General features: G+C 65.0%; 24 protein-coding genes. 8 read left to right on the top strand and 16 right to left on the bottom strand.

What is annotated here, in order from left to right:
- Positions 1 to 5 precede the first annotated feature (5 nt).
- Positions 6 to 3,059, top strand: coding sequence for a multidrug efflux RND transporter permease subunit (locus SF06_RS01575; protein ID WP_039559564.1), 3,054 nt, complete (start codon positions 6 to 8; stop codon positions 3,057 to 3,059).
- 102 nt (positions 3,060 to 3,161) lie between these two features.
- Here SF06_RS01575 and SF06_RS01570 read toward each other — a convergent pair whose 3' ends face one another.
- The 3 genes from SF06_RS01570 to purU are packed head-to-tail and all read right to left on the bottom strand — an operon-like array spanning position 3,162 to position 4,491.
- Complete coding sequence (locus SF06_RS01570) at positions 3,162 to 3,395, bottom strand: hypothetical protein (protein ID WP_027588788.1); 234 nt, start codon at positions 3,393 to 3,395, stop codon at positions 3,162 to 3,164.
- Between the two features lie 38 nt (positions 3,396 to 3,433).
- The gene (locus SF06_RS01565) at positions 3,434 to 3,643 is read right to left on the bottom strand and encodes a hypothetical protein (protein ID WP_039559562.1); all 210 of its coding nucleotides are present in this window, start codon (positions 3,641 to 3,643) and stop codon (positions 3,434 to 3,436) included.
- On the bottom strand, positions 3,640 to 4,491 hold the full coding sequence (gene purU / locus SF06_RS01560; RefSeq protein WP_027588789.1) for a formyltetrahydrofolate deformylase: 852 nt from the start codon (positions 4,489 to 4,491) through the stop codon (positions 3,640 to 3,642). Before purU ends, SF06_RS01565 begins: the two co-directional genes overlap by 4 nt.
- Positions 4,492 to 4,841: 350 nt before the next feature.
- Between purU and mvaT the strand changes: the two genes are divergently transcribed.
- Positions 4,842 to 5,216, top strand: a complete 375-nt coding sequence (mvaT, locus tag SF06_RS01555) for a histone-like nucleoid-structuring protein MvaT (RefSeq protein WP_027588790.1) — start codon at positions 4,842 to 4,844, stop codon at positions 5,214 to 5,216.
- Positions 5,217 to 5,293: 77 nt separating this feature from the next.
- On the opposite strand, the gene SF06_RS01550 is transcribed toward mvaT, so the two are convergent.
- From SF06_RS01550 to SF06_RS01535, 4 genes are all read right to left on the bottom strand, one after another.
- A complete protein-coding gene (locus tag SF06_RS01550; protein ID WP_027588791.1) occupies positions 5,294 to 6,061 on the bottom strand; it encodes an amino acid ABC transporter ATP-binding protein in 768 nt (255 codons plus the stop codon).
- Between the two features lie 11 nt (positions 6,062 to 6,072).
- A complete protein-coding gene (locus SF06_RS01545; RefSeq protein WP_039559558.1) occupies positions 6,073 to 7,170 on the bottom strand; it encodes an amino acid ABC transporter permease in 1,098 nt (365 codons plus the stop codon).
- A 2-nt stretch (positions 7,171 to 7,172) separates the two neighbouring features.
- Positions 7,173 to 8,354, bottom strand: a complete 1,182-nt coding sequence (locus tag SF06_RS01540; protein WP_039559557.1) for an amino acid ABC transporter permease — start codon at positions 8,352 to 8,354, stop codon at positions 7,173 to 7,175.
- Between the two features lie 99 nt (positions 8,355 to 8,453).
- Positions 8,454 to 9,482, bottom strand: coding sequence for an amino acid ABC transporter substrate-binding protein (locus tag SF06_RS01535; RefSeq protein WP_039559556.1), 1,029 nt, complete (start codon positions 9,480 to 9,482; stop codon positions 8,454 to 8,456).
- A gap of 330 nt (positions 9,483 to 9,812) precedes the next feature.
- Between SF06_RS01535 and SF06_RS01530 the strand changes: the two genes are divergently transcribed.
- The 3 genes from SF06_RS01530 to SF06_RS18470 all read left to right on the top strand — a co-directional run bounded on the left by SF06_RS01530 (position 9,813) and on the right by SF06_RS18470 (position 12,441).
- Complete coding sequence (locus SF06_RS01530; RefSeq protein ID WP_039559553.1) at positions 9,813 to 10,472, top strand: alpha/beta hydrolase; 660 nt, start codon at positions 9,813 to 9,815, stop codon at positions 10,470 to 10,472.
- Positions 10,473 to 10,678: 206 nt separating this feature from the next.
- Positions 10,679 to 12,154, top strand: coding sequence for an ATP-dependent RNA helicase RhlB (gene rhlB, locus SF06_RS01525; RefSeq protein WP_039559550.1), 1,476 nt, complete (start codon positions 10,679 to 10,681; stop codon positions 12,152 to 12,154).
- A 122-nt stretch (positions 12,155 to 12,276) separates the two neighbouring features.
- Entirely contained in the window at positions 12,277 to 12,441 is a 165-nt protein-coding gene (locus SF06_RS18470; protein WP_169745293.1) for a hypothetical protein, read from the top strand.
- Here the strand turns inward: SF06_RS18470 and moaE are convergent.
- The 4 genes from moaE to SF06_RS01505 form a co-directional block, all read right to left on the bottom strand.
- Positions 12,435 to 12,887 (bottom strand): molybdopterin synthase catalytic subunit MoaE, encoded by a 453-nt coding sequence (moaE, locus tag SF06_RS01520; RefSeq protein ID WP_027591052.1) that lies wholly within the window; start codon positions 12,885 to 12,887, stop codon positions 12,435 to 12,437. The two genes, SF06_RS18470 and moaE, sit on opposite strands and share 7 nt — an antisense overlap.
- Before the next feature lies 1 nt (position 12,888).
- Positions 12,889 to 13,137, bottom strand: a complete 249-nt coding sequence (gene moaD / locus SF06_RS01515; RefSeq protein WP_027591053.1) for a molybdopterin converting factor subunit 1 — start codon at positions 13,135 to 13,137, stop codon at positions 12,889 to 12,891.
- Positions 13,134 to 13,619 (bottom strand): cyclic pyranopterin monophosphate synthase MoaC, encoded by a 486-nt coding sequence (moaC, locus tag SF06_RS01510; RefSeq protein ID WP_039559547.1) that lies wholly within the window; start codon positions 13,617 to 13,619, stop codon positions 13,134 to 13,136. The genes moaD and moaC overlap by 4 nt, the downstream gene beginning before the upstream one ends.
- Positions 13,620 to 13,867: 248 nt before the next feature.
- Positions 13,868 to 15,244, bottom strand: coding sequence for a PhoH family protein (locus SF06_RS01505; protein ID WP_039559546.1), 1,377 nt, complete (start codon positions 15,242 to 15,244; stop codon positions 13,868 to 13,870).
- 247 nt (positions 15,245 to 15,491) lie between these two features.
- Between SF06_RS01505 and yaaA the strand changes: the two genes are divergently transcribed.
- Genes yaaA through yacG form a run of 3 tightly spaced genes read left to right on the top strand, consistent with a single transcriptional unit; the run spans position 15,492 to position 17,090 of the window.
- Complete coding sequence (gene yaaA / locus SF06_RS01500; RefSeq protein ID WP_039559544.1) at positions 15,492 to 16,271, top strand: peroxide stress protein YaaA; 780 nt, start codon at positions 15,492 to 15,494, stop codon at positions 16,269 to 16,271.
- 13 nt (positions 16,272 to 16,284) lie between these two features.
- Positions 16,285 to 16,908, top strand: a complete 624-nt coding sequence (gene coaE, locus SF06_RS01495; protein ID WP_027591057.1) for a dephospho-CoA kinase — start codon at positions 16,285 to 16,287, stop codon at positions 16,906 to 16,908.
- Entirely contained in the window at positions 16,893 to 17,090 is a 198-nt protein-coding gene (gene yacG / locus SF06_RS01490) for a DNA gyrase inhibitor YacG (protein ID WP_027591058.1), read from the top strand. The genes coaE and yacG overlap by 16 nt, the downstream gene beginning before the upstream one ends.
- A 104-nt stretch (positions 17,091 to 17,194) precedes the next feature.
- On the opposite strand, the gene SF06_RS01485 is transcribed toward yacG, so the two are convergent.
- From SF06_RS01485 to SF06_RS01465, 5 genes are all read right to left on the bottom strand, one after another.
- A complete protein-coding gene (locus SF06_RS01485; protein WP_027591059.1) occupies positions 17,195 to 17,878 on the bottom strand; it encodes an energy-coupling factor ABC transporter permease in 684 nt (227 codons plus the stop codon).
- On the bottom strand, positions 17,875 to 18,312 hold the full coding sequence (locus SF06_RS01480) for a GNAT family N-acetyltransferase (RefSeq protein WP_027591060.1): 438 nt from the start codon (positions 18,310 to 18,312) through the stop codon (positions 17,875 to 17,877). Before SF06_RS01480 ends, SF06_RS01485 begins: the two co-directional genes overlap by 4 nt.
- Before the next feature lie 220 nt (positions 18,313 to 18,532).
- Positions 18,533 to 19,150: a BamJ family beta-barrel-assembly machinery protein gene (gene bamJ / locus SF06_RS01475; protein WP_027591061.1), complete on the bottom strand. Its 618-nt coding sequence runs from the start codon at positions 19,148 to 19,150 to the stop codon at positions 18,533 to 18,535.
- 105 nt (positions 19,151 to 19,255) lie between these two features.
- Positions 19,256 to 19,537 (bottom strand): DUF6482 family protein, encoded by a 282-nt coding sequence (locus SF06_RS01470; RefSeq protein WP_039559542.1) that lies wholly within the window; start codon positions 19,535 to 19,537, stop codon positions 19,256 to 19,258.
- 95 nt (positions 19,538 to 19,632) lie between these two features.
- Complete coding sequence (locus SF06_RS01465) at positions 19,633 to 20,133, bottom strand: TIGR00645 family protein (RefSeq protein ID WP_027591063.1); 501 nt, start codon at positions 20,131 to 20,133, stop codon at positions 19,633 to 19,635.
- Between the last annotated feature and the right edge of the window lie 68 nt (positions 20,134 to 20,201).

Here is a 20,201-nt window from a genome sequence, read left to right as displayed (position 1 = left end):
CAGCCATGGCCCTGACCGATCCCTTCATCCGCCGCCCGGTGCTGGCCAGCGTGGTCAGCCTGCTGCTCCTGCTGCTCGGCACGCAGGCGTTCCAGAGCCTGTCGATCCGCCAGTATCCGCAGATGGAAAGCGTGCTGATCACCGTGACCACCGCCTACCCGGGCGCCAACGCCGAGACCATCCAGGGCTACATCACCCAGCCGCTGCAGCAGAGCCTGGCCAGCGCCGAAGGCATCGACTACATGACCTCGGTGAGCCGCCAGAACGTGTCGGTGATTTCCATCTATGCGCGCATCGGCAGCAATGGCGACCGGCTGTTCACCGAGCTGCTGGCCAAGGCCAACGAGGTGAAGAACCGCCTGCCGCAGGAGGCCGAAGACCCGGTGCTGGCCCGCCAGGCCGCCGACTCCACGGCACTGATGTACATCAGCGTGTTCAGCGAATCGCTGTCCAACCCGCAGATCACCGACTACCTGTCGCGCGTGGTGCAACCCAAGCTGTCCACCCTGCCGGGCATTGCCGAGGCGGAAATCCTCGGCAACCAGGTGTTCGCCATGCGCCTGTGGATCGACCCGGTGCGCCTGGCGGCCCACGGCCTGACGGCCGGTGACGTGGCCGACGCGGTGCGCCGCTACAACTTCCTGTCCTCCGCCGGCGAGGTGAAGGGCGAGTACGTGGTTACCAGCCTCAATGCCGACACCGACCTGAAGACCCCGGAAGACTTCGCCGCCATCCCCCTGCGCACCGAGGGCGACAGCCGCGTGCTGCTGCGCGATGTGGCACGGGTGGAGATGGGCGCGGAAAGCTACGACAGCGTCAGCTCCTTCAACGGCATTCCCTCGGTGTACATCGGCATCAACGGCACCCCGAGCGCCAACCCGCTGGACGTGATCGACGGCGTGCGCGCCCTGCTGCCGGAACTGCAGGCCCAACTGCCGCCCGGCCTGCGCATGGAAATTGCCTACGACGCCACACGCTTCATCCAGGCGTCCATCGACGAGGTGGTGAAGACCCTGGCCGAGGCCGTGCTGATCGTCATCCTGGTGGTGTTCCTGTTCCTCGGCTCGCTGCGTTCGGTGCTGATCCCGGTGGTGACCATCCCGCTGTCGATGATCGGCGTGCTGTTCTTCATGCAGCTGATGGGTTACTCAATCAACCTGCTCACCCTGCTGGCCATGGTGCTGGCCATCGGCCTGGTGGTGGACGACGCCATCGTGGTGGTGGAGAACATCCACCGGCATATCGAGGAAGGCCACACGCCCTACCAGGCGGCCCTGCTCGGCGCGCGAGAGATTGCCCTGCCGGTGGTGTCGATGACCATCACCCTGGCGGCCGTGTATGCGCCGATCGGCCTGCTGACCGGCATCACCGGCGTGCTGTTCAAGGAATTCGCCTTCACCCTGGCTGGCGCGGTGATCATTTCCGGCATCGTCGCGCTGACCCTGTCGCCGATGATGTGTGCCCACCTGCTGCGCCCGCATAGCCCATCGTCGGGGCTGGCCCAGCGCATCGACCGCTTGTTCGAGGGCCTGAAGAACCGCTACCGGCGCACCCTGGCCTCCACCCTGGACACGCGCCCGGTGATCCTGGTGTTCGCCGCGTTGATCCTCGCGCTGATCCCGGCACTGCTGATGTTCACCCAGAGCGAACTGGCTCCCGACGAGGACCAGGGCGTGATCTTCATGATGTCCAGCGCGCCGCAGGCCACCAATCTGGACTACCTGAACAAGTACACGGAGGGCTTCCAGCCGATCTTCCAAAGCTTTCCGGAGTATTACTCCGCGTTCCAGATCAACGGCTTCGACGGCGTGCAGAGCGGCATCGGCGGTTTCCTGCTCAAGCCTTGGGACGAACGGCAGCGTACCCAGATGGAGCTACTCCCCCAAGTGCAGGCGCGCCTCAACGAGATACCCGGCCTGCAGGTCTTCGGCTTCAACCTGCCCTCGCTGCCCGGCACGGGCGAGGGCTTGCCGTTCCAGTTCGTCATCAACACCGCCAACGATTACGAACTGCTGCTGGACGTGGCCGAACGGGTGAAGAAGCGCGCCGAGGAATCGGGCAAGTTCGCCTTCCTGGACGTCAACCTGGCCTTCGACAAACCGGAGCTGGTGGTGGAGATCGACCGCCAGAAGGCGGCGCAGATGGGCGTGTCCATGCAGAGCTTGGGGCAGACCCTGGCGATCCTGCTGGGTGAGGGCGAGATCAACCGCTTCACCGTGGAGGGCCGCAGCTACAAGGTGATCGCCCAGGTCGAGCGGGAGTTCCGTGCCGATCCGGGCTGGCTGAACAGCTACTACGTGCGCAACGAAGAAGGCCAGATGCTGCCGCTGTCCACCGTGATCCACACCTACCTCCGCGCCCGCCCCACGCAGCTGTTCCAGTTCCAGCAGCTCAACGCGGCCACCATCCAGGGCGTGCCGATCGTCAGCATGGGCGAGGCCATCGAGACCCTGCGGCAGATCACCCGGGAAGAAGCGCCGCGCGGCTACACCTTCGACTACGCTGGGCCGGCGCGCCAGTTCGTGCAGGAAGGCAGCGCCCTGTACGTGACCTTCGCCCTGGCGGTGGCCATCATCTTCCTGGTGCTGGCCGCCCAGTTCGAGAGTTTCCGCGATCCGCTGGTGATCCTGGTGACGGTGCCGCTGTCGATCTGTGGTGCGCTGATCCCGCTGTTCCTCGGCCTGGCGAGCATGAACATCTACACCCAGGTGGGACTGGTGACGCTGATCGGCCTGATCAGCAAGCATGGCATCCTGATCGTCGAGTTCGCCAACCAGTTGCGCGAGCGGCATGGCTGGGGCGCCCGCGAGGCGGTGGAGGAAGCGGCGGCCATCCGCCTGCGTCCGGTGCTGATGACCACCGCGGCGATGGTCTGCGGCATGATCCCGCTGCTGCTGGCCAGGGGCGCCGGTGCGGTAAGTCGCTTCAACATCGGCCTGGTGATTGCCAGCGGCATGACCGTCGGCACCCTGTTTACCCTGTTCGTGCTGCCCAGCGTCTATACCCTGCTGGCAGGGCGGCATGCGCAGGTCGCCGAGCCGCAAGGCGAACCCGCGTAGGGCGCAACGTCGTTTTGGCCGCCCCACAAATGAAAAGCCCCGCAGGCAGAACGCCGCGGGGCTGTCGAGTGCTACCGGCTCGTCTTTCCGTCGCCGTCGGTCTCATCCCTCCGACCGGCGTCCCTGCGACAATGCGAACAGCAACAGCAGCAGTTCATCTCCCGGTTCAACCTGGGCCATCTTCGCGCGCACATTGGGCGGCATCGGGCATTGCTTCATTCCCTTGCTGACTCCATGCACAACCCCCGGTCCCGGTTCGTGCCAGGCGGCGGCCGCCGCCGAGGCCACGCCCAATGCACACACGAGAAACAGACCCCGTGCGTTGCCAGGCTTCATGGCAGCATCCTCTGGGTGCCAGTACAGCCCTGAAAACGTTAGCCCAGCGCTGCCGCTGCGGTGCTGTCCTGTGACCGATGGTCCTGTTCGCCCACGGCCGAGCGCTGCCACTCGGCCCAGAGCGCGGCGGCATCGCTGAACTCGGCGCCCAAGTCATCGCCCATTTGCTCCGGATCGAAACGCCGCAGGCAGCCCTCGCCGAGGGTCGGCGGTGCGCTCGCCGCGGCCCGCTCGAACGGGTCGCTCAATCGAACACCACGGTCTTGTTGTCGTGGACCAGCACACGGTCCTCCAGGTGGAAGCGCAGACCGCGCGCCAGCACCAGTTTCTCCACGTCCTTGCCCAGGCGCACCATCGTCTCGATGCTGTCGCGGTGCGTCACGCGCTCCACGCCCTGCTCGATGATGGGGCCGGCATCCAGCTCCTCGGTGACGTAGTGGCAGGTGGCGCCGATCAGCTTCACACCGCGCAGCGAGGCCTGGTGATAAGGCTTGGCGCCGACAAACGAGGGCAGGAAGCTGTGATGGATGTTGATCACCTGGTGGCGATAGCGCTGGCACAGGTCCGGCGGCAGGATCTGCATGTAGCGGGCCAGCACCACGGTATCGGCGCTGTACTCGTCGATCAGCTGCGACACCTGCTCGAAGGCCGGCTGTTTGTTGGCCGGATCGACCGGCACATGATGGAAGGGAATACCGTGCCACTCCACCATGCTGCGCAGGTCGTCGTGGTTGGAGATGACGCAGGGAATCTCGCAATCCAGCTCGTCGCTGCGCCAGCGATGCAGCAGGTCGGCCAGGCAATGGGATTCACGGCTGGCCATCAGCACCACGCGACGCTTCTGCGCGGAGTCGGCAATGCGCCACTCCATGGAAAACTCGCGGGCAATGGGCGCGAAGGCCTGGCGGAAGCCGTCCAGATCGAAGGGCAGCGAGTCGGCCCGGATCTCGTGACGCATGAAGAACCAGCCGCTCTGGTGATCCGAGTGGTGGCTGGCCTCGGTAATCCAGCCGTTATAGGTCGCCAGGAAATTACTGACCTTGGCAACAATACCGACGCGATCAGGGCAGGCGATTACCAGCCGGAACGTGCGCATGTGGGGAACTCCAGAATTGCAAAGGGGCCAATTCTAGCCATCCGCACGAAGGGCTGCATAGCCGCGTGTACTACCCGTTGGCACGCACGGTCCGGGGCGCCTCGCGCCAGCGTTTGCCACCTAATTACCAGCAGGTCGCCATTATGCAATACGCGTCACGGCATACAACCGGCTGGCTCCTGCAAATATCCCGAGTTGTTCTAACACGGTGTATTCATGCAGACACCGCCCTCATAATGTGAAGCCACCCCCGGAAAACAATCTTTGTAAAAGGTCTTTCAGTTTACTTGCTGAATTTGTCTGACTATCATTTGCCGACGAATCCTGCCTCATTTCCAAAAGGAAAGAACATGTCTCTTATTTCTGAATTCCGCGCCACTGAAGAAGCCATCAAGGAACTGCAGGAACGCCTGAAGGCCATGCAGCAGGATGGAAAGCTGCAGAAGGAAATCGAATTCGAGAAGAACCTGCGCGATCTGATGGCTCAGTATGGCAAGTCGCTGCCCGATATCATCGCCATCCTCGACCCGGCCTCCGCCTCGCGTACTCGCGCGGCAGCCAAGGCCGCACCGGCCGCTAAACGCGCCCGCAAGGTCAAGCAGTATCGCAACCCGCACACCAATGAAGTCATCGAAACCAAGGGCGGCAACCACAAGATCCTGAAAGAGTGGAAAGCCAAGTGGGGTTCCGACGAAGTGGAAGGCTGGGCCACCCTGCTCGGCTGATTCCCCGCGGCACATGAAAACGCCAGCATATGCTGGCGTTTTTCATTTCTAGCGACGGAGCAATCAATCGCTCCGCTCTAATAAAGGATCTGCCCGAGGAACAGGCGAGTCCGCTCGTTCTGGGGATGATGGAAGAAGGTCTCCGGATCGGCCTGCTCGACGATCTCTCCGCGGTCCATGAATATCACCCGATTGGCTACCGTGCGGGCAAAGCCCATTTCGTGAGTCACGCACAGCATGGTCATGCCGCTTTCCGCCAGCGCGATCATGGTATCCAACACCTCCTTGACCATTTCCGGATCAAGGGCGGAAGTCGGCTCGTCGAATAGCATGATCTTGGGTTTCATGCACAACGCCCGGGCGATCGCCACTCGTTGCTGCTGGCCGCCGGACAATTGGCCGGGATACTTGTTGGCCTGTTCGGGAATACGCACCTTCTCCAGGTAATACATGGCGACTTCCTCGGCCTCGCGGCGCGGCAGCTTGCGCACCCACATTGGCGCCAGGGTGCAGTTCTGCAATACCGTGAGATGCGGGAACAGATTGAAGTGCTGAAACACCATGCCCACTTCGCTGCGGATCGCTTCTATCTGCTTCAGATCGCGGGTGAGTTCCACCCCTTCGACGAGTATTTTCCCGGCCTGGTGTTCCTCCAGCCGGTTGATGCAGCGAATGGTGGTGGACTTTCCCGAGCCGGAAGGTCCGCAAATAACGATGCGCTCGCCACGTCGCACCTGAAGATTGATGTCCTTGAGCACATGGAACTGACCGTACCACTTGTTCACATCGATCATCTCGATCATCAGCTTCTCGCCGGACGCGGTCTGCGGGGTCGCTGGGTTCATGGTCCACTCCTTTAATGCCGATGGCCGGTTTCCAGTCTTCGCTCTAGGCGCTGCGAATAACGGGAAATCCCGAAACAGAAGATCCAGTACACCACCGCCGCGAATACATAGCCCTCGGTGGACATGCCCAACCAGGCCGGGTCCGCAGTGGCGCGCTTGATGCTGTTGAGGAAGTCGAACAGGCCGATGATGATCACCAGGCTGGTGTCCTTGAACAGCGCGATGAAGGTGTTGACGATGCCGGGGATGACCAGCTTGAGCGCCTGCGGCAACACTACCAGGCCCATCATGCGCCAGTACCCGAGCCCCATCGCCTGGGCGGCCTCGTACTGCCCCTTGGGGATGGCCTGCAGTCCGCCGCGTACCACCTCGGCGATATAGGCAGCCTCGAAGAGGATCACCATGAGCATGGCGCGCAGCAGCTTGTCCAGGTTCATGCCCTCGGGCAGGAACAGCGGCAGCATCACCGAGGACATGAACAGCACAGTGATCAGTGGTACTCCGCGCCAGAACTCGATGAAGGTCACGCACAGCACCTTGATCGCCGGCAGATCGGAGCGTCGCCCCAGCGCCAGCAGAATACCCAGCGGCAGCGCGCCGGCGATGCCAACCGCGGCGATCACCAGTGTCAGCATCAGGCCGCCCCACTGGCTGGTCGGCACAGCAATCAGGCCCAGGAAACCGCCATGCAGCAACCACCAGGCCAGCAGCGGATAGACCAGCAGGAACGCCAGCCCGTAACGCAGCTTGTGACGAAACGCCGCCACGAACAGCGGTGCCGCGCCCACCACCGCCAGCAGTACGGCGAGGTCCACCCGCCAGCGCTGGTCCTGTGGGTAGAAACCGTACATGAACTGGCCGAAGCGCTCGCCGACGAACACCCAGCAGGCGCCCTCGCGAGAGCAGTCGGCACGGGTCTCGCCCCGCCAGTCGGCCTCGATGAAGGCCCAGTCGATCAAGGGCGGCACGATCTGCCAGACCAGGTACAGGCCCAGCAGGGTCAGCAGCGTGTTGAACCAGCCGGAGAACAGGTTGGCGCGCAGCCAGCCGAGCGGCCCTACGCTCAGCGCCGGCGCGGGCTGATCGGGCTTGAAGACATGTGTATCCATAGCTATCGCTCCACCAGTGCGATGCGCGCGTTGTACGCGTTCATCAGCAGCGAAATGCTCAGGCTGATCGCCAGGTACACGCTCATGGTGATGGCCATGGTCTCGATGGCCTGTCCGGTCTGGTTGAGCACGGTGCCGGCGAATAGCGACACCATGTCCGGATAGCCGATGGCTGCCGCCAGCGAGGAGTTCTTGGTCAGGTTCAGGTACTGACTGGTCAGCGGCGGCACAATCACCCGCAACGCCTGCGGAATGACCACCAGGCGCAGCACCTGGCCGTGACGCAGGCCCAGCGAGGCAGCGGCCTCGGTCTGGCCGCCGCTGACCGCCTGGATGCCCGAGCGCACCGTTTCGCCGATGAAGGCGGCGGTGTAGATGGCCAGCGCCATGACGATCGATACCAGCTCGGGGATGACCACCCAGCCGCCGCGAATATTGAAGCGCTGCAGCTCCGGGACCGACCAGTTGACCGGGGAGCCGAACAGCAGCACGCAGGCGCCGGGAATGGCTACCACCAGCGCCAGACTGCTCCAGAACACCGGAAAACGCTCACCGGTGGCCAGGCGCCTGGCCCTGGCCCAGCGACTGAGCAGCACCACCAGCACCAGGGCCGCCAGCAGCGCCAGCATGAAGGGGCCGTACGCCTCGCTGGCGCTGGGCGCCGGCATCTGCACCCCACGATTATTCAGGAAAATGAGGTTGCCCAGACTCAGGCTGTCGCGCGGCCCCGGCAGCGGGCCGATCACCGCGAAGTACCAGAAGAAGATCTGCAACAAGGGCGGAATGTTGCGGAAGACCTCGATGTAGGCGGTGGCCAGCTGGCGGATCAGCCAGTTCGACGACAGCCGGGCGATGCCGAGAACAAAGCCGAGCACCGTGGCCAGGATGATGCCGATCACGCTGACCAGCAGGGTATTGAGCAGGCCGACCCAGAACACGCGACCGTAGCTGTCGCTTTCGCTGTAGTCGATCAGGTGCTGGGTGATGCCGAATCCGGCGGCGTTATCGAGAAAGCCGAAGCCGGAAGTAATGCCGCGGTGCTGCAGGTTGGCCTGCGTGTTGTGGAACAGGAACCAGCCGAAGGCGACGACGGCGGCCACGGCGACGACCTGGAAGATCCAGGCGCGGGCCTGCGGATCGCTCAACAGCGAACCGCGCCGCCCGGGAGAGGTTGCTACTGGCATGGGAATTCTCTCGGAAGCCACCCACCGCAACCCGATTCGGGCCGCGGTTCGGGCACGATGGGAACCGCCGCCCGCCAGCGGGCGGCGGAATGCCAGCGATCAGCGCACCGGTGGTGCGTACTGAACGCCGCCCTGATTCCACAAGGCGTTGAGGCCGCGCTCGATCTTCAGTTCGCTGCCGCTGCCGATGTTGCGCTCGAACACCTCACCGTAGTTACCGACTTGCTTGACGATCTGCACCACCCAGTCGCGGGGCAGCTTGAGGTCTTTGCCATATTCCCCTTCGGCGCCCAGCAGGCGGGCAACGTCAGGGTTCTTGGCGGCCTTGGCCATCTGCTCGACATTCTTCGAGTCGACCCCCAGTTCCTCGGCGTTGAGCATGGCGAACAGCGTCCAGCGCACGATGTCGAACCATTCCTCGTCGCCCTGGCGCACCAGCGGGCCGAGCGGCTCCTTGGAGATGACCTCGGGCAGCACCACGTAATCGTCGGGCTTGGCCAGCTTGATGCGCTGCGCATACAGCTGCGACTGGTCGGAGGTGAGCACGTCGCAGCGGCCGGACTCCAGCGACTTGGCACTTTCGTCCGAGGTGTCGTAGGTGATCGGCGTGTAGGTGTGGTTGTTGGCGCGGAAGTAGTCGGAGAGGTTCAGTTCGGTGGTGGTGCCGGCCTGGATGCACACCGTGGCGCCATCCAGCTCCTTCGCGCTGGATACGCCGAGCGACTTGTTCACCAGGAAGCCCTGGCCATCGTAGTAGGTGACGCCGGTGAAGTTCAGCCCCATGGCGGAGTCGCGCGAGCTGGTCCAGGTGGTGTTGCGCGACAGCACGTCGACCTCGCCGGACTGCAGGGCGGTGAAGCGCTCCTTGGCGGTCAGCGGACTGTACTTGACCTTGTCGGCATCGCCGAACACCGCCGCCGCGACGGCCCGGCATACGTCGACGTCAATGCCCAGGTATTTGCCCTGGGCGTCTACATAGGAGAACCCCGGCAAGCCGTCGCTGACCCCGCACTGCACGAAGCCCTTCTTCTTGACCGCATCCAGGGTAGCGCCGGCCTGGGCCGCGCCAGCCGCCCCCAGCAGCGAGACGGCGCTCAGAACGGCCATCATGGATTTGAGCCTTTTCATTCGAACCTCCGGTTGCTTTTGTTGTGTTGGATTCTCGGCACACACCATTCCCTGTGTTGTTCGAACGACCGAATGGCGGCGGTGGGCAGTGATCCGTGCAAACCTTGAACATGCAGTCTAGTTGGCAAACTCAGCCCGACCATTCCGCCCCTACGCGATGCGATCGGGTCCGCACTTCCGGCACTGCTGCCAACCCTGCCGAGCAAGGGGCGTACCAGAACAGCGGATACCCCCGAACGCACGGCCGGCGTATCCTTTCCGTCCCGACACCACGCCAGACCCCCGCTGGCACGCCCCCGAACGGGGCATCCGCACCGACCTGGAGCCACCATGACCGAGCCGCTGATCCTCAATCCTCGCCAGCCAGCCGATGCCTGCGTGATCTGGCTGCACGGCCTGGGCGCTGACCGTTTCGATTTCGAACCGGTGGCCGAACAGCTGCAGGAATCCCTGCCGAGCACGTGCTTCGTGCTACCCCAGGCGCCCAGCCAGCCGGTGACCATTAACGGCGGCTGGTCGATGCCCAGCTGGTACGACATCCTGAGCATGGGCGCCGATGGCCGCACCATCGACAAGGCTCAGCTGGAGGCGTCCGCACAGCGGGTGATCGGGTTGATCGAGGCCCAGCGCGACAGCGGCATCGATCCGTCGCGCATCTTCCTGGCCGGCTTTTCCCAGGGGGGCGCCGTGGTGCTGCACACCGCGTTCCTGCGTTGGCAGGGTCCGCTGGGCGGCGTGCTGGCGCTCTCGACCTACGCGCCCACCTTCGAACCCTCGCTGCAGCTGGATGCCGGACGCGACACCTTGCCGGTGCTCTGCGTGCATGGCAGCCGTGACGAGGTGGTGCCCCGCGTTTTGGGGCGCGCCGCCCATGACTTCCTCGCCGCGCGAGGCGTTCCCGTGCGCTGGCACGAGTACCCGATGGGCCATGAGGTCTGCCTGGCCGAAATCGAAGCCATCGGCCAATGGCTGCAGGAACGCTTGTCCTGAAACGCGGCCGGGGGACGCATGCCGGGCAGCGGCGTCGAGTACCGAACACCCGCGCACCGGCCTTGCCCCTGGCGGCCGGGATGACACCGGGTCTGCGGGGTGCGTTCGAGAACGCGGTCCCGCCAGCCCCGGCATGGCCCTTCGCCCAAGGAGCGTCTTGCTTTACACTGCCGGCGTTCATTCCTTAACCACCGATCGAGATCACCGTGCTCAAGGCACTCAAGAACATTTTCAAGAAGGGTGAAGAGCCCACCACTCCGCCCACTGCGACCCCCACCGTTCCCGAGCGCCAGCGCGCCACCGACGGCCAGGCGCCGCGTGACAAGACTCCCCGTCCGCCCCGCGACGACACCCGCACCAGCCGCCCGCCGCGCGCCGCCAGGAGCGAACAGCCCAAGCCGCAAGCGCCGGAAGCCGACAAGCCCCGCCGCGAGCGTCCGCCACGCAAGCCCAAGGCGCCCGTCGCGTCCTGGAACCTGGAGGACTTCAAGGTCGAGCCGGTCGAAGGCAAGACCCGCTTCCATGACTTCCCGCTGGCCCCGGAACTGATGCATGCCATCCATGATCTGGGATTCACCTACTGCACGCCGATCCAGGCGCAGGTGCTGGGTCACACCCTCAAGGGCAAGGATGCTATCGGCCGCGCCCAGACCGGCACCGGCAAGACTGCCGCGTTCCTGGTGTCCACCATCACCCAGCTGCTGCAGACCCCGCCGCCGAAAGAGCGCTACATGGGCGAACCGCGCGCGCTGATCATTGCGCCGACCCGCGAGCTGGTGGTGCAGATCGCCAAGGACGCCGAGGACCTGACCAAGTACACCGGCCTGAACGTGATGAGCTTCGTCGGCGGCATGGACTTCGACAAACAGCTCAAGGGCCTGGAGAAGCGCTTCTGCGACATCCTGGTAGCCACCCCCGGCCGCCTGCTGGACTTCCACCAGCGCGGCGAGGTGCACCTGGACATGGTCGAGGTCATGGTGCTCGACGAAGCCGACCGCATGCTGGACATGGGCTTCATTCCCCAGGTACGGCAGATCATTCGCCAGACGCCGTTCAAGGGCGAGCGCCAGACCCTGCTGTTCTCCGCCACCTTCACCGACGACGTGATGAACCTGGCCAGCCAGTGGACTGTAGATCCGGCCATCGTCGAGATCGAGCCGGAAAACGTGGCCAGCGAGACCGTCGAACAGCACGTCTACGCCGTGGCCAGCAAGGACAAGTACAAGCTGCTCTACAACCTGGTCACCCAGAACGACTGGAGCCGGGTGATGGTGTTCGCCAACCGCAAGGACGAGGTGCGCCGCATCGAGGAACGCCTGACCCGCGACGGCGTGAGCGCCGCGCAAATGTCCGGCGACGTGCCGCAGCATAAGCGCATCAAGGTCCTGGAGGGCTTCCGCGAGGGCAAGATCCGCGTGCTGGTGGCCACCGACGTGGCCGGCCGTGGCATCCACATCGACGGCATCAGCCACGTGATCAACTTCACCCTGCCGGAAGTGCCGGACGACTATGTGCACCGTATCGGCCGCACCGGCCGCGCCGGTGCCAGCGGCACCTCGATCAGCTTCGCCGGCGAGGACGACGCCTTCGCCCTGCCGCCCATCGAGGCGCTGATCGGCCGCAAGATCCAGTGCGAAATGCCACCGGACGAGCTGCTCAAGCCGGTGCCGCGCAAGCACTGAGCTCCGCCGACAGGGCTGCCGACCTCCGGCCCGCCCTGTCCTGCTGCCGCGTTGATGCAGGTCAGACCGTCGGTCGGCGGGTGAGATATCATTGCGCTGCTATCGATTGCCGGAGAATTCTCGTGGAAAGCCTTCATTGGATGTTGTTGTTGATCGTCACCGGCTTCCTGCTGCTGGGTTTCGGCTTCAATTTTCGTGACCATCTGGTCGGCGTCTGCCTGATGGCCATGGGCATCGTGGTCACCCTGTCCACCGTGCTGCTCAAGCTCTACACCGTCCTCTACTGATCCCAGCGCGCGGCGGCCTGCTGGTCGCTGTCGCGGCCCTCGACCCAGCGGGCGCCTTCGGCGGTGTCCTCGCGCTTCCAGAACGGCGCGCGGGTCTTCAGGTAATCCATGATGAAGTCGCAGGCGGCGAACGCCGCCTGCCGATGCGCGCTGGCGGTGCCGACGAAGACGATCGGCTCGCCCGGGGTCAGCGCGCCGACCCGGTGCAGCACCTCGACCTGCAGCAGCGGCCAGCGCGCCTCGGCCTCGGTGACGATCTTTGCCAGCGCCTTCTCGGTCATCCCCGGGTAATGCTCCAGGTACATGCCGGCCACGTCCTGGCCGTCGTTGTAGTCCCGCACATAGCCGACGAAGCCGACTACCGCGCCGATGCCTAGCTGGGCGGCATGCAGCGCGTTGAGCTCGGCACCCGGATCGAAAGATGCAGTCTGCACGCGAACGCTCATCTCAACCTCCGGTGACCGTGGGGAAGAAGGCCACCTCGTCGCCGTCCTCCAGGGGTTCGTCGAGCCCGCACAGCTCCTGGTTGCGCGCGCACATCAGGTTGCGCTCGGCCAGCACCGCCCAGGCGCCGCCGCGCGCGAGCAGGTGGTCGCGCAGCGCGGCGAGGGTGGCGAAGCCATCCTGCCAGTCCAGTTGCTCGCCATCGGTGCCCAGCGCCTCGCGATAACGGGCGAAATACTGCAGGCGAATCACGGGGTGTCCTCCGTCGCGCGCCGGTAATGGCCGCTCTTGCCGCCGGCCTTCTCCAGCAGGCGCACCTGTTCGATGGTCATGTCCTTGTCGGCGGCCTTGCACATGTCGTAGATCGTCAGCGCGGCGATGCTGGCGGCGGTCAGCGCCTCCATCTCCACGCCGGTCTGCCCGGCCAGCTTGCAGCGCGCCTCGATGCGCACGCAGTCCTCGCCCTCGGCCATCAGCTCCACCTTCACGCCGGTGAGCAGCAGCGGGTGGCACAGCGGGATCAGTTCGTGGGTCTTCTTGGCCGCCTGGATGCCGGCGATGCGCGCCACGGCGAACACATCACCCTTGGGGTGGCCGCCCTGCTGGATCAGCGCCAGGGTCGCGGGACACATGCGCACCCGCGCCTCGGCCACTGCCTCGCGGAAGGTCACCGCCTTGTCGGTGACATCCACCATGCGGGCGTGGCCCTGATTATCGAGATGGGTCAGGCTCATCGCATTCTCCTCGGAACGAGGGGCCATTCTACCCGCCACCCCGGTGGTGGGCTTGCGTCTGGTCAAGCTTCGCTAAGCCACCAGGCGCGCCTTGCGGTGCGTTGGTGGATCGGTAAAGCGCGATCCACCCTACGAATACATGCATGTTCGGCCAGTCCGTAGGGTGGACAACGTTTTCCTTGTCCACCATCGCGCCGGCACGGCGCGCCTCGGCGGAGCGTCGGTGGATCGGTAAAGCGCGATCCACCCTACATGTTCGCCTCCGCATACTCGGCCAGCACCGAGCGCGGCACGCCCTGCAGGGTGATGTGCACGCCATGGGCGAAGTCCTTGAAGCGCTCGGTCAGGTAGGTGAGCCCGGAGCTGGTGGCCGACAGGTATGGCGTGTCGATCTGCGCCAGGTTGCCAAGGCATACCACCTTGGTGCCGCTGCCGGCGCGGGTGATGATGGTCTTCATCTGGTGCGGCGTGAGGTTCTGGCACTCGTCGATCAGCAACAGGCTCTGCTGGAAGCTGCGCCCACGGATGTAGTTGAGCGACTTGAACTGCAGCGGCACGCGCTGCAGCAGGTAGTCGACACTGCCCGGCGTGCTTTCGTCCTCCATGTGCAGGGCCTCCAGGTTGTCGGTGATGGCGCCCAGCCAGGGCTCCATCTTCTCCGCCTCGGTGCCGGGCAGAAAGCCGATGTCCTCGTCCAGCCCCTGCACGCTGCGCGTGACGATGATGCGCCGGTAGCGCTTGCTGACCATGGTCTGTTCGATGGCCGCGGCCAGCGCCAGGATGGTCTTGCCGGAACCGGCGGCCCCGGACAGGTTGACCAGGTGAATGTCCGGATCGAGCAGCGCATAGAGCGCCAGCGCCTGGTAGATGTCGCGCGGCTGCAGGCCCCAGGCTTCCAGGCCGAGCAGCTTGTCCTGGTACAGATCGAGGATCAGCAGCTCGTCGCCGTCGATGTGCTTGATCCAGCCGACGAAGCCCTGCTCGTCGAGGATGAATTCGTTGAGATTCACCGCCGGCAGGTTGCCGGTCAGCCGCACCCGGTGCCAGGTGCGGCCCAGCTCCTGGCGGGTTTCCACCTTGCCGACCCGCTCCCAGAATGAGCCGGAAAGGGTGTGATAGCCGCGCGACAGCAGGCTGATATCATCCACCAGCTGGTCGGTCTGGTAATCCTCTGCGGCGATGCCGCAGGCGCGCGCCTTGAGGCGCATGTTGATGTCCTTGCTGACCAGCACCACATCCCGCTCCGGCTGGCGCTGGCTCAGGTCGAGGAGCTGGTTGATGATGCGGTTGTCGTTGATGGTTTCCGGCAGTGGGCTCTGCTGCGCCGATGGGCGATTCATCAGGATCGACAGGCTGCCCCGTGGCCCGCTCTTGCCACGCTGGATCGGCACTCCGTTCTCTACCTGCTCGGGCGTGGCCTCGCCCAGCGTCCGGTCGATCAGGCGAATCGCCTGTCGGCATTCGGCCGCCGTGCTGTGCTTGCCCGTTTTCAGGCGATCCAGCTCCTCCAGCACCGTCATGGGGATGGCGACCTGATGCTCCTGGAAATTCAGCAGCGCATTGGGGTCGTGGATCAGCACGTTGGTGTCGAGGACATAGAGGATCGGTTTCGCGTGGTCATCCATTGGCAATCACCTTTGCTGACGGGGACAGGCGGCAGTCGCCGTCCTGCTTGCCCAGGGAAAGGATAGTCCCGCGTCCTGCTCGTTCCCGCCGGACCTGCCCGCTGGTCAAGCAAGAGACGGGCCGCTGTCGATAGTCACCGGCGCGGATGACAGTTCCGTGTCCGGCCTGCCCGCCAATGGTGCCGATAGGTGGAGTCGTGACCCGATGCTCCCTACAATCGCCCGCAACGTTTCCGGAGACCTGCCCATGCTGCTGGTGATATCCCCCGCCAAGACCCTCGATTACGACACGCCGCCGGCAACCGAGCGCTACACGCTGCCCGAGCACCTGGACCACAGTCAGGTGCTGATCGAGCAGCTGCGCGAGTACTCTCCGCAGCAGATCGCCGAGCTGATGCACCTGTCCGACAAGCTGGCCGCGCTCAACGTCGCACGCTTCGGCAGCTGGCAGCCGGACTTCACCCCGGCGAACGCCAAGCAGGCGCTGCTGGCCTTCAAGGGCGATGTGTACACCGGCCTGAACGCCGAGGACTTCAGCGAGGAGGATTTCGCCTTCGCCCAGGACCACCTGCGCATGCTCTCCGGCCTGTACGGCGTGCTGCGACCGCTGGACCTGATGCAGCCCTATCGGCTGGAGATGGGTACCCGGCTGGCCAACGCCCGCGGCAAGGACCTATATGCCTTCTGGGGCGAGCGCATCAGCGGCTGGCTGAACGAAGCGCTGGCCGCCCAGGGCGACGAGGTGCTGCTCAACCTGGCCTCCAACGAATACTTCGGCGCCGTGCAGCGCAAGGCGCTCAAGGCACGGGTGATCGACACCGAGTTCAAGGACCTGAAGAACGGCCAGTACAAGATCATCAGCTTCTACGCCAAGAAGGCGCGCGGCCTGATGGCGCGCTATGTGATCAGGGAGCGCATCGTTGATCCCGAGCGCCTCAAGGCTTTCGATTACCAGGGTTATCGCTTCAGCGCGGAGCAATCCGGCGCCGACAAGCTGGTGTTCCTGCGCGACCATCCCGAAGACTGATGCGGAGCCTTCCATGAAGCCCTGGATTCTCGGCCTGACCGGCGGCATCGGCAGCGGCAAGAGCGCCGCCGCCGCCCATTTCATCCAGCTGGGCATCGACCTGGTGAACGCCGACCAGGCCGCGCGCTGGGTGGTGGAGCCCGGCCGCCCGGCGCTGGCGCAGATCGCCGAACATTTCGGAGCGGACATCCTGCAGGCCGACGGCAGCCTGGACCGCGCCGCGCTGCGCGCGCGCATCTTCCAGGACGCCGGGGAGCGCCGCTGGCTGGAACGCCTGCTGCATCCGCTGATTCGCCAGGAAATCATCGAGGTGCTGGCCCGCGCCACCTCGCCCTATGCGATCCTCGAATCACCGCTGCTGATCGAGTCCGGCCAATCCCAACTCTGCCAGCGCGTGCTGGTGATCGACGTGCCCGAGGCCGTGCAGATCAGCCGCACCGTCTCGCGCGACGGCAACGACGAGGCGCAGGTACGCGCCATCATGGCTGCCCAGGCCAGCCGCGAGGAACGCCTGGCCAAGGCCGACGACGTGATCGTCAATGACCGCGACCTGGCCTGGCTGCAACAGGAAGTCGAACGCCTGCACCGCTTTTACCTGACCCTGCGTGGAGGCCAGCCCCAATGCACAAACCTTTGATCGTCAAATGCCCGACCTGCGGCGCCCCGGTGGAATGGACCCCGGCGACGCCGACTCGGCCGTTCTGCTCGGAGCGCTGCAAGCTGATCGACCTCGGCGCCTGGGCGGCGGAAGAACACGCCATCCCCGGCGACCCGCTGAACGACGAACTGTTCTCCGAGGACCTGGACAAGCATTCGTAGGGTGGACAACGTCTTTCTTGTCCACCAGGGCAACCGCGCCGTGGCCGACGCGGCCGAAAGCGCCGACCGCTCTACGCTGCTGTGCCATGAACCTGTAGGGGCTGCTACCTGTCCTCGTCCTTCCACGGCGCCGACAAATAGCGGCTGCGGTTGAAGGTTTCCAGCCAGTCCGGGCAGAACACCACCAGCCCGGCGATTACCATGCCGTTGATGAAGGCCTCGGGAAACGCCAGCAGCCACAGGTAGCCGGCGAAATCCTCCAGCCAGGGCGGCATCTCGTAGCGACCGTCGAGCAGCAGCAGCCCCAGGCCGGCGAATACGCAGGCAATCGCCGTGAGCGCCGCCGGAAAAAAGCCCGAGCAGAAGATGTAGACGAACAGGTTGTTCGGCTGAAAGCGCTCCACCAGGTTGGCGCAGGCCTCGGTGATGGCGACGGGGATGAGCACCAGCAGGATGCCGTTGATGCCCAGCGAGGCCAAATCCGGTCGGCCCACCGCGATCAGCCCCAGCTGCGCCAGAAGCCCGGCGAGGATCGCCAGCGGCCAGTCCAGCAGCAGGGTGACGGCGGTCATGCCGATGAAGTGCATCGACAGCCCGGAGGCGAAATCGCGGCGCACCAGCCAGAGCAGGAACAGCACCACCACCGTGCCAAACAGCAAGTGCTGGCGGCGCAGGTCGCTGAACAGTTCGATCCAGGGCGCGCGAGCGGCGGCCCAGAGCAACACGGGCAGGTAGAGCGCCCAGCCCAGCAGCAGAGTGCCCGAGGCCAGCAGCTCGGCGGCGATCATGCGCCGACCGCCCGCGTGGAAAACACTTCGATGTCCTGCCGCTCGCCCCAACCGCCACGCCCGCGCCAGAAGGCCAGCGCGTCGGGCGCGTCGCGCAGCACGAAGACATGGGACTTGTGGATGCCGAGCACGGCCAGGCGGCGCAGCGCCTCGTCCAGCAGCCGGGTGGCCAGGCCGCGCCCGCGCCAGGCTTCGTCGACCAGCAGGTGCTGAAGGTAGCCGCGCCGGCCGTCGTGCCCGGCCATCAGGCAGGCGATCGGCTGGCCATCGGCCTCGATCAGCAGACTCAACCCGGGATTGCGCGCCAGGTAGGCGCAGAACGGCGCGTAGGCATCCTCGTCGCGCACCTGAATGCCGGGTGTGCGCAGCCAGAGCGCCAGCAGCGCGGCATGGTCCGTGGTAACGATTTCGCGCATGTGGCCGAAGGTCGGCATGGCCACGCCCCCTGAATGTCGATTGGGAAGCGGAGTTTATCAGGCCATCGGGGATTTGCCGGCGGTGGCGAGGCGCTGAACTCGACTCCGCTGACAGCAGCGCAGGGCGGTCGGCGCCTTACCGGGCACCGTAGGCCACCGCGGGGAAGCTGTGGCGGCCAACGCAAGCGTTGACCACCCTACGAAACGGCGGGGCCAGCCCCACCGAGATCGTTTTGGCTTACAGGATGTCCAGCAGCTCAACGTCGAACACCAACACGCTGTGCGGCGGGATGCTGCCGACGGCCTGGCCGCCGTAGGCCAGTTCGCTGGGCACGTGCAGGCGCCACTTGCTGCCGGTGTTCATCAGTTGCAGGGCTTCGATCCAGCCGGCAATCACGCCGCCGACCGGGAATTCGGCCGGCTGGCCACGCTCGTAGGAGCTGTCGAACACGGTGCCGTCAATCAGGGTGCCGTGGTAGTGGGTACGCACCTGGTCGTTGCGGGACGGCTTGGCGCCTTCGCCGGCAACCAGCACTTCGTATTGCAGGCCGGATTCCAGCACGGTCACGCCTTCACGCTTGGCATTCTCGGCCAGATAGCTCTTGCCAGCTTCGGCGGCGGCGGCGGCCTTGGCATCGGCGGCGGCCTGCATGCGCTCGCGGATCACCTGGAAGCTGGCGTTCAGGTCCTCGGGGCTGACCTGGCTGGCGTTGCCGGCAAAGGCATCGCGCAGGCCGGCGACGATGGCGTCCAGGCTAGCGCCGGGGGGCGGGTTGTCGTGCAGTTGTTCACCGATCTGGCGGCCGATGCCGTAGCTGACACGGGCTTCGTCGGTGGAAAGGTCGAGTTGGGACATGGTCGGGCTCCCGCCAGGCAAAAAAAGGGCGGCCAGACTACCACAGCAGGAAGCGAGTGACGGACAGCCGGTCACCGCTGAAGCGCCTCCTACAGGATGCATGCCTCAACCGGCCGGGTGGCTGCGCAGCGGCGTTTCGCGCAGACCGCACATTTCCTCGCTGGCATCGGCCTGCTCGAGCTCCAGCGTCATGGGCACGCCCTTGAGCAGGTAGCGGGCCTGCTCAAGGGACAGCACCTTGAGCAGTTGCCCTTCCGCGTCCAGCAAGGGCAGCAGACGGGAACCGACCCGGGCCTCGATCAGGTAGGCACCGCCTTCGAGACAGACAAGGTTGGCGCCTTCGATCTGTCCGGCACGGGCGCGGGCAGTTAGTTCATGCAGGTTCATCGGGCATACCTCGCTGCGGGCTCAACCCTCAGTCTTGCCCAGCCTCCCCTGCCGGCAAGGCGTTCCGCGCGCTTTCGGACGGATGCCCTCCGCGCTCACAGCTCCTGCGCGCCGCCCTTGCCTTTCTCCATCATGCCCATGGCGAAGGCAGAGACCACGAACGTCATGTGCATGATCACGTACCACATGAGCTTGTCGTTCTCGATCTGCTGCGCGTTCATGAACATGCGCAGCAGATGGATCGAGGAAATCGCCACGATGCTGGCGGCCACCTTCATCTTCAGGGAGCCGGAATCCATCTTGCCCAGCCAGTCCAGTTTCTCGGTGCCGGCCTTGATGTTCAGCTGGGAAACGAAATTCTCGAAGCCGGAGATCATCACCATCACCAGCAGGCCACCGACCAGTGCCATATCGATCAGCGACAGCAGCACCAGGATCAGGTCGGCCTCGGTGCGTTCGAACACATGGGGCAGCAGGTGGTACAGCTCCTGGAAGAATTTCAGCGACAGCGCCAGCAGTGCCAGGGACAGGCCCAGGTAGATGGGCGCCAGCAGCCAGCGCGAGGCATACAGGAGATTTTCCAGAAAGGATTCCAGGGATTTCACGATGGGGATCTCGCATACGCAACCAGGAGGGCGCGCAGTATACCGGTCAGCTGGAACGC

The sequence above is a fragment of the Pseudomonas flexibilis genome (assembly GCF_000802425.1).
Lineage (GTDB): Bacteria > Pseudomonadota > Gammaproteobacteria > Pseudomonadales > Pseudomonadaceae > Serpens > Serpens flexibilis.
Note: the sequence above shows the minus strand (reverse complement) of the source record. Positions and strands in the feature narration are given on the sequence as shown.

Coding starts and splice junctions, on each gene's coding strand:
- yacG (WP_027591058.1), top strand. CDS start 16,893: ATGCACAAACCTTTGATCGTCAAATGCCCGACCTGCGGCGCCCCGGTG.
- purU (WP_027588789.1), bottom strand. CDS start 4,491: ATGCGCACGTTCCGGCTGGTAATCGCCTGCCCTGATCGCGTCGGTATT.
- mvaT (WP_027588790.1), top strand. CDS start 4,842: ATGTCTCTTATTTCTGAATTCCGCGCCACTGAAGAAGCCATCAAGGAA.
- SF06_RS01485 (WP_027591059.1), bottom strand. CDS start 17,878: ATGATCGCCGCCGAGCTGCTGGCCTCGGGCACTCTGCTGCTGGGCTGG.
- SF06_RS01535 (WP_039559556.1), bottom strand. CDS start 9,482: ATGAAAAGGCTCAAATCCATGATGGCCGTTCTGAGCGCCGTCTCGCTG.
- SF06_RS01550 (WP_027588791.1), bottom strand. CDS start 6,061: ATGAACCCAGCGACCCCGCAGACCGCGTCCGGCGAGAAGCTGATGATC.
- SF06_RS01530 (WP_039559553.1), top strand. CDS start 9,813: ATGACCGAGCCGCTGATCCTCAATCCTCGCCAGCCAGCCGATGCCTGC.
- SF06_RS01540 (WP_039559557.1), bottom strand. CDS start 8,354: ATGCCAGTAGCAACCTCTCCCGGGCGGCGCGGTTCGCTGTTGAGCGAT.
- yaaA (WP_039559544.1), top strand. CDS start 15,492: ATGCTGCTGGTGATATCCCCCGCCAAGACCCTCGATTACGACACGCCG.
- coaE (WP_027591057.1), top strand. CDS start 16,285: ATGAAGCCCTGGATTCTCGGCCTGACCGGCGGCATCGGCAGCGGCAAG.
- SF06_RS01575 (WP_039559564.1), top strand. CDS start 6: ATGGCCCTGACCGATCCCTTCATCCGCCGCCCGGTGCTGGCCAGCGTG.
- moaE (WP_027591052.1), bottom strand. CDS start 12,887: ATGAGCGTTCGCGTGCAGACTGCATCTTTCGATCCGGGTGCCGAGCTC.
- SF06_RS01570 (WP_027588788.1), bottom strand. CDS start 3,395: ATGAAGCCTGGCAACGCACGGGGTCTGTTTCTCGTGTGTGCATTGGGC.
- SF06_RS01545 (WP_039559558.1), bottom strand. CDS start 7,170: ATGGATACACATGTCTTCAAGCCCGATCAGCCCGCGCCGGCGCTGAGC.
- bamJ (WP_027591061.1), bottom strand. CDS start 19,150: ATGTCCCAACTCGACCTTTCCACCGACGAAGCCCGTGTCAGCTACGGC.
- SF06_RS01505 (WP_039559546.1), bottom strand. CDS start 15,244: ATGGATGACCACGCGAAACCGATCCTCTATGTCCTCGACACCAACGTG.
- moaC (WP_039559547.1), bottom strand. CDS start 13,619: ATGAGCCTGACCCATCTCGATAATCAGGGCCACGCCCGCATGGTGGAT.
- SF06_RS01470 (WP_039559542.1), bottom strand. CDS start 19,537: ATGAACCTGCATGAACTAACTGCCCGCGCCCGTGCCGGACAGATCGAA.
- SF06_RS01480 (WP_027591060.1), bottom strand. CDS start 18,312: ATGCCGACCTTCGGCCACATGCGCGAAATCGTTACCACGGACCATGCC.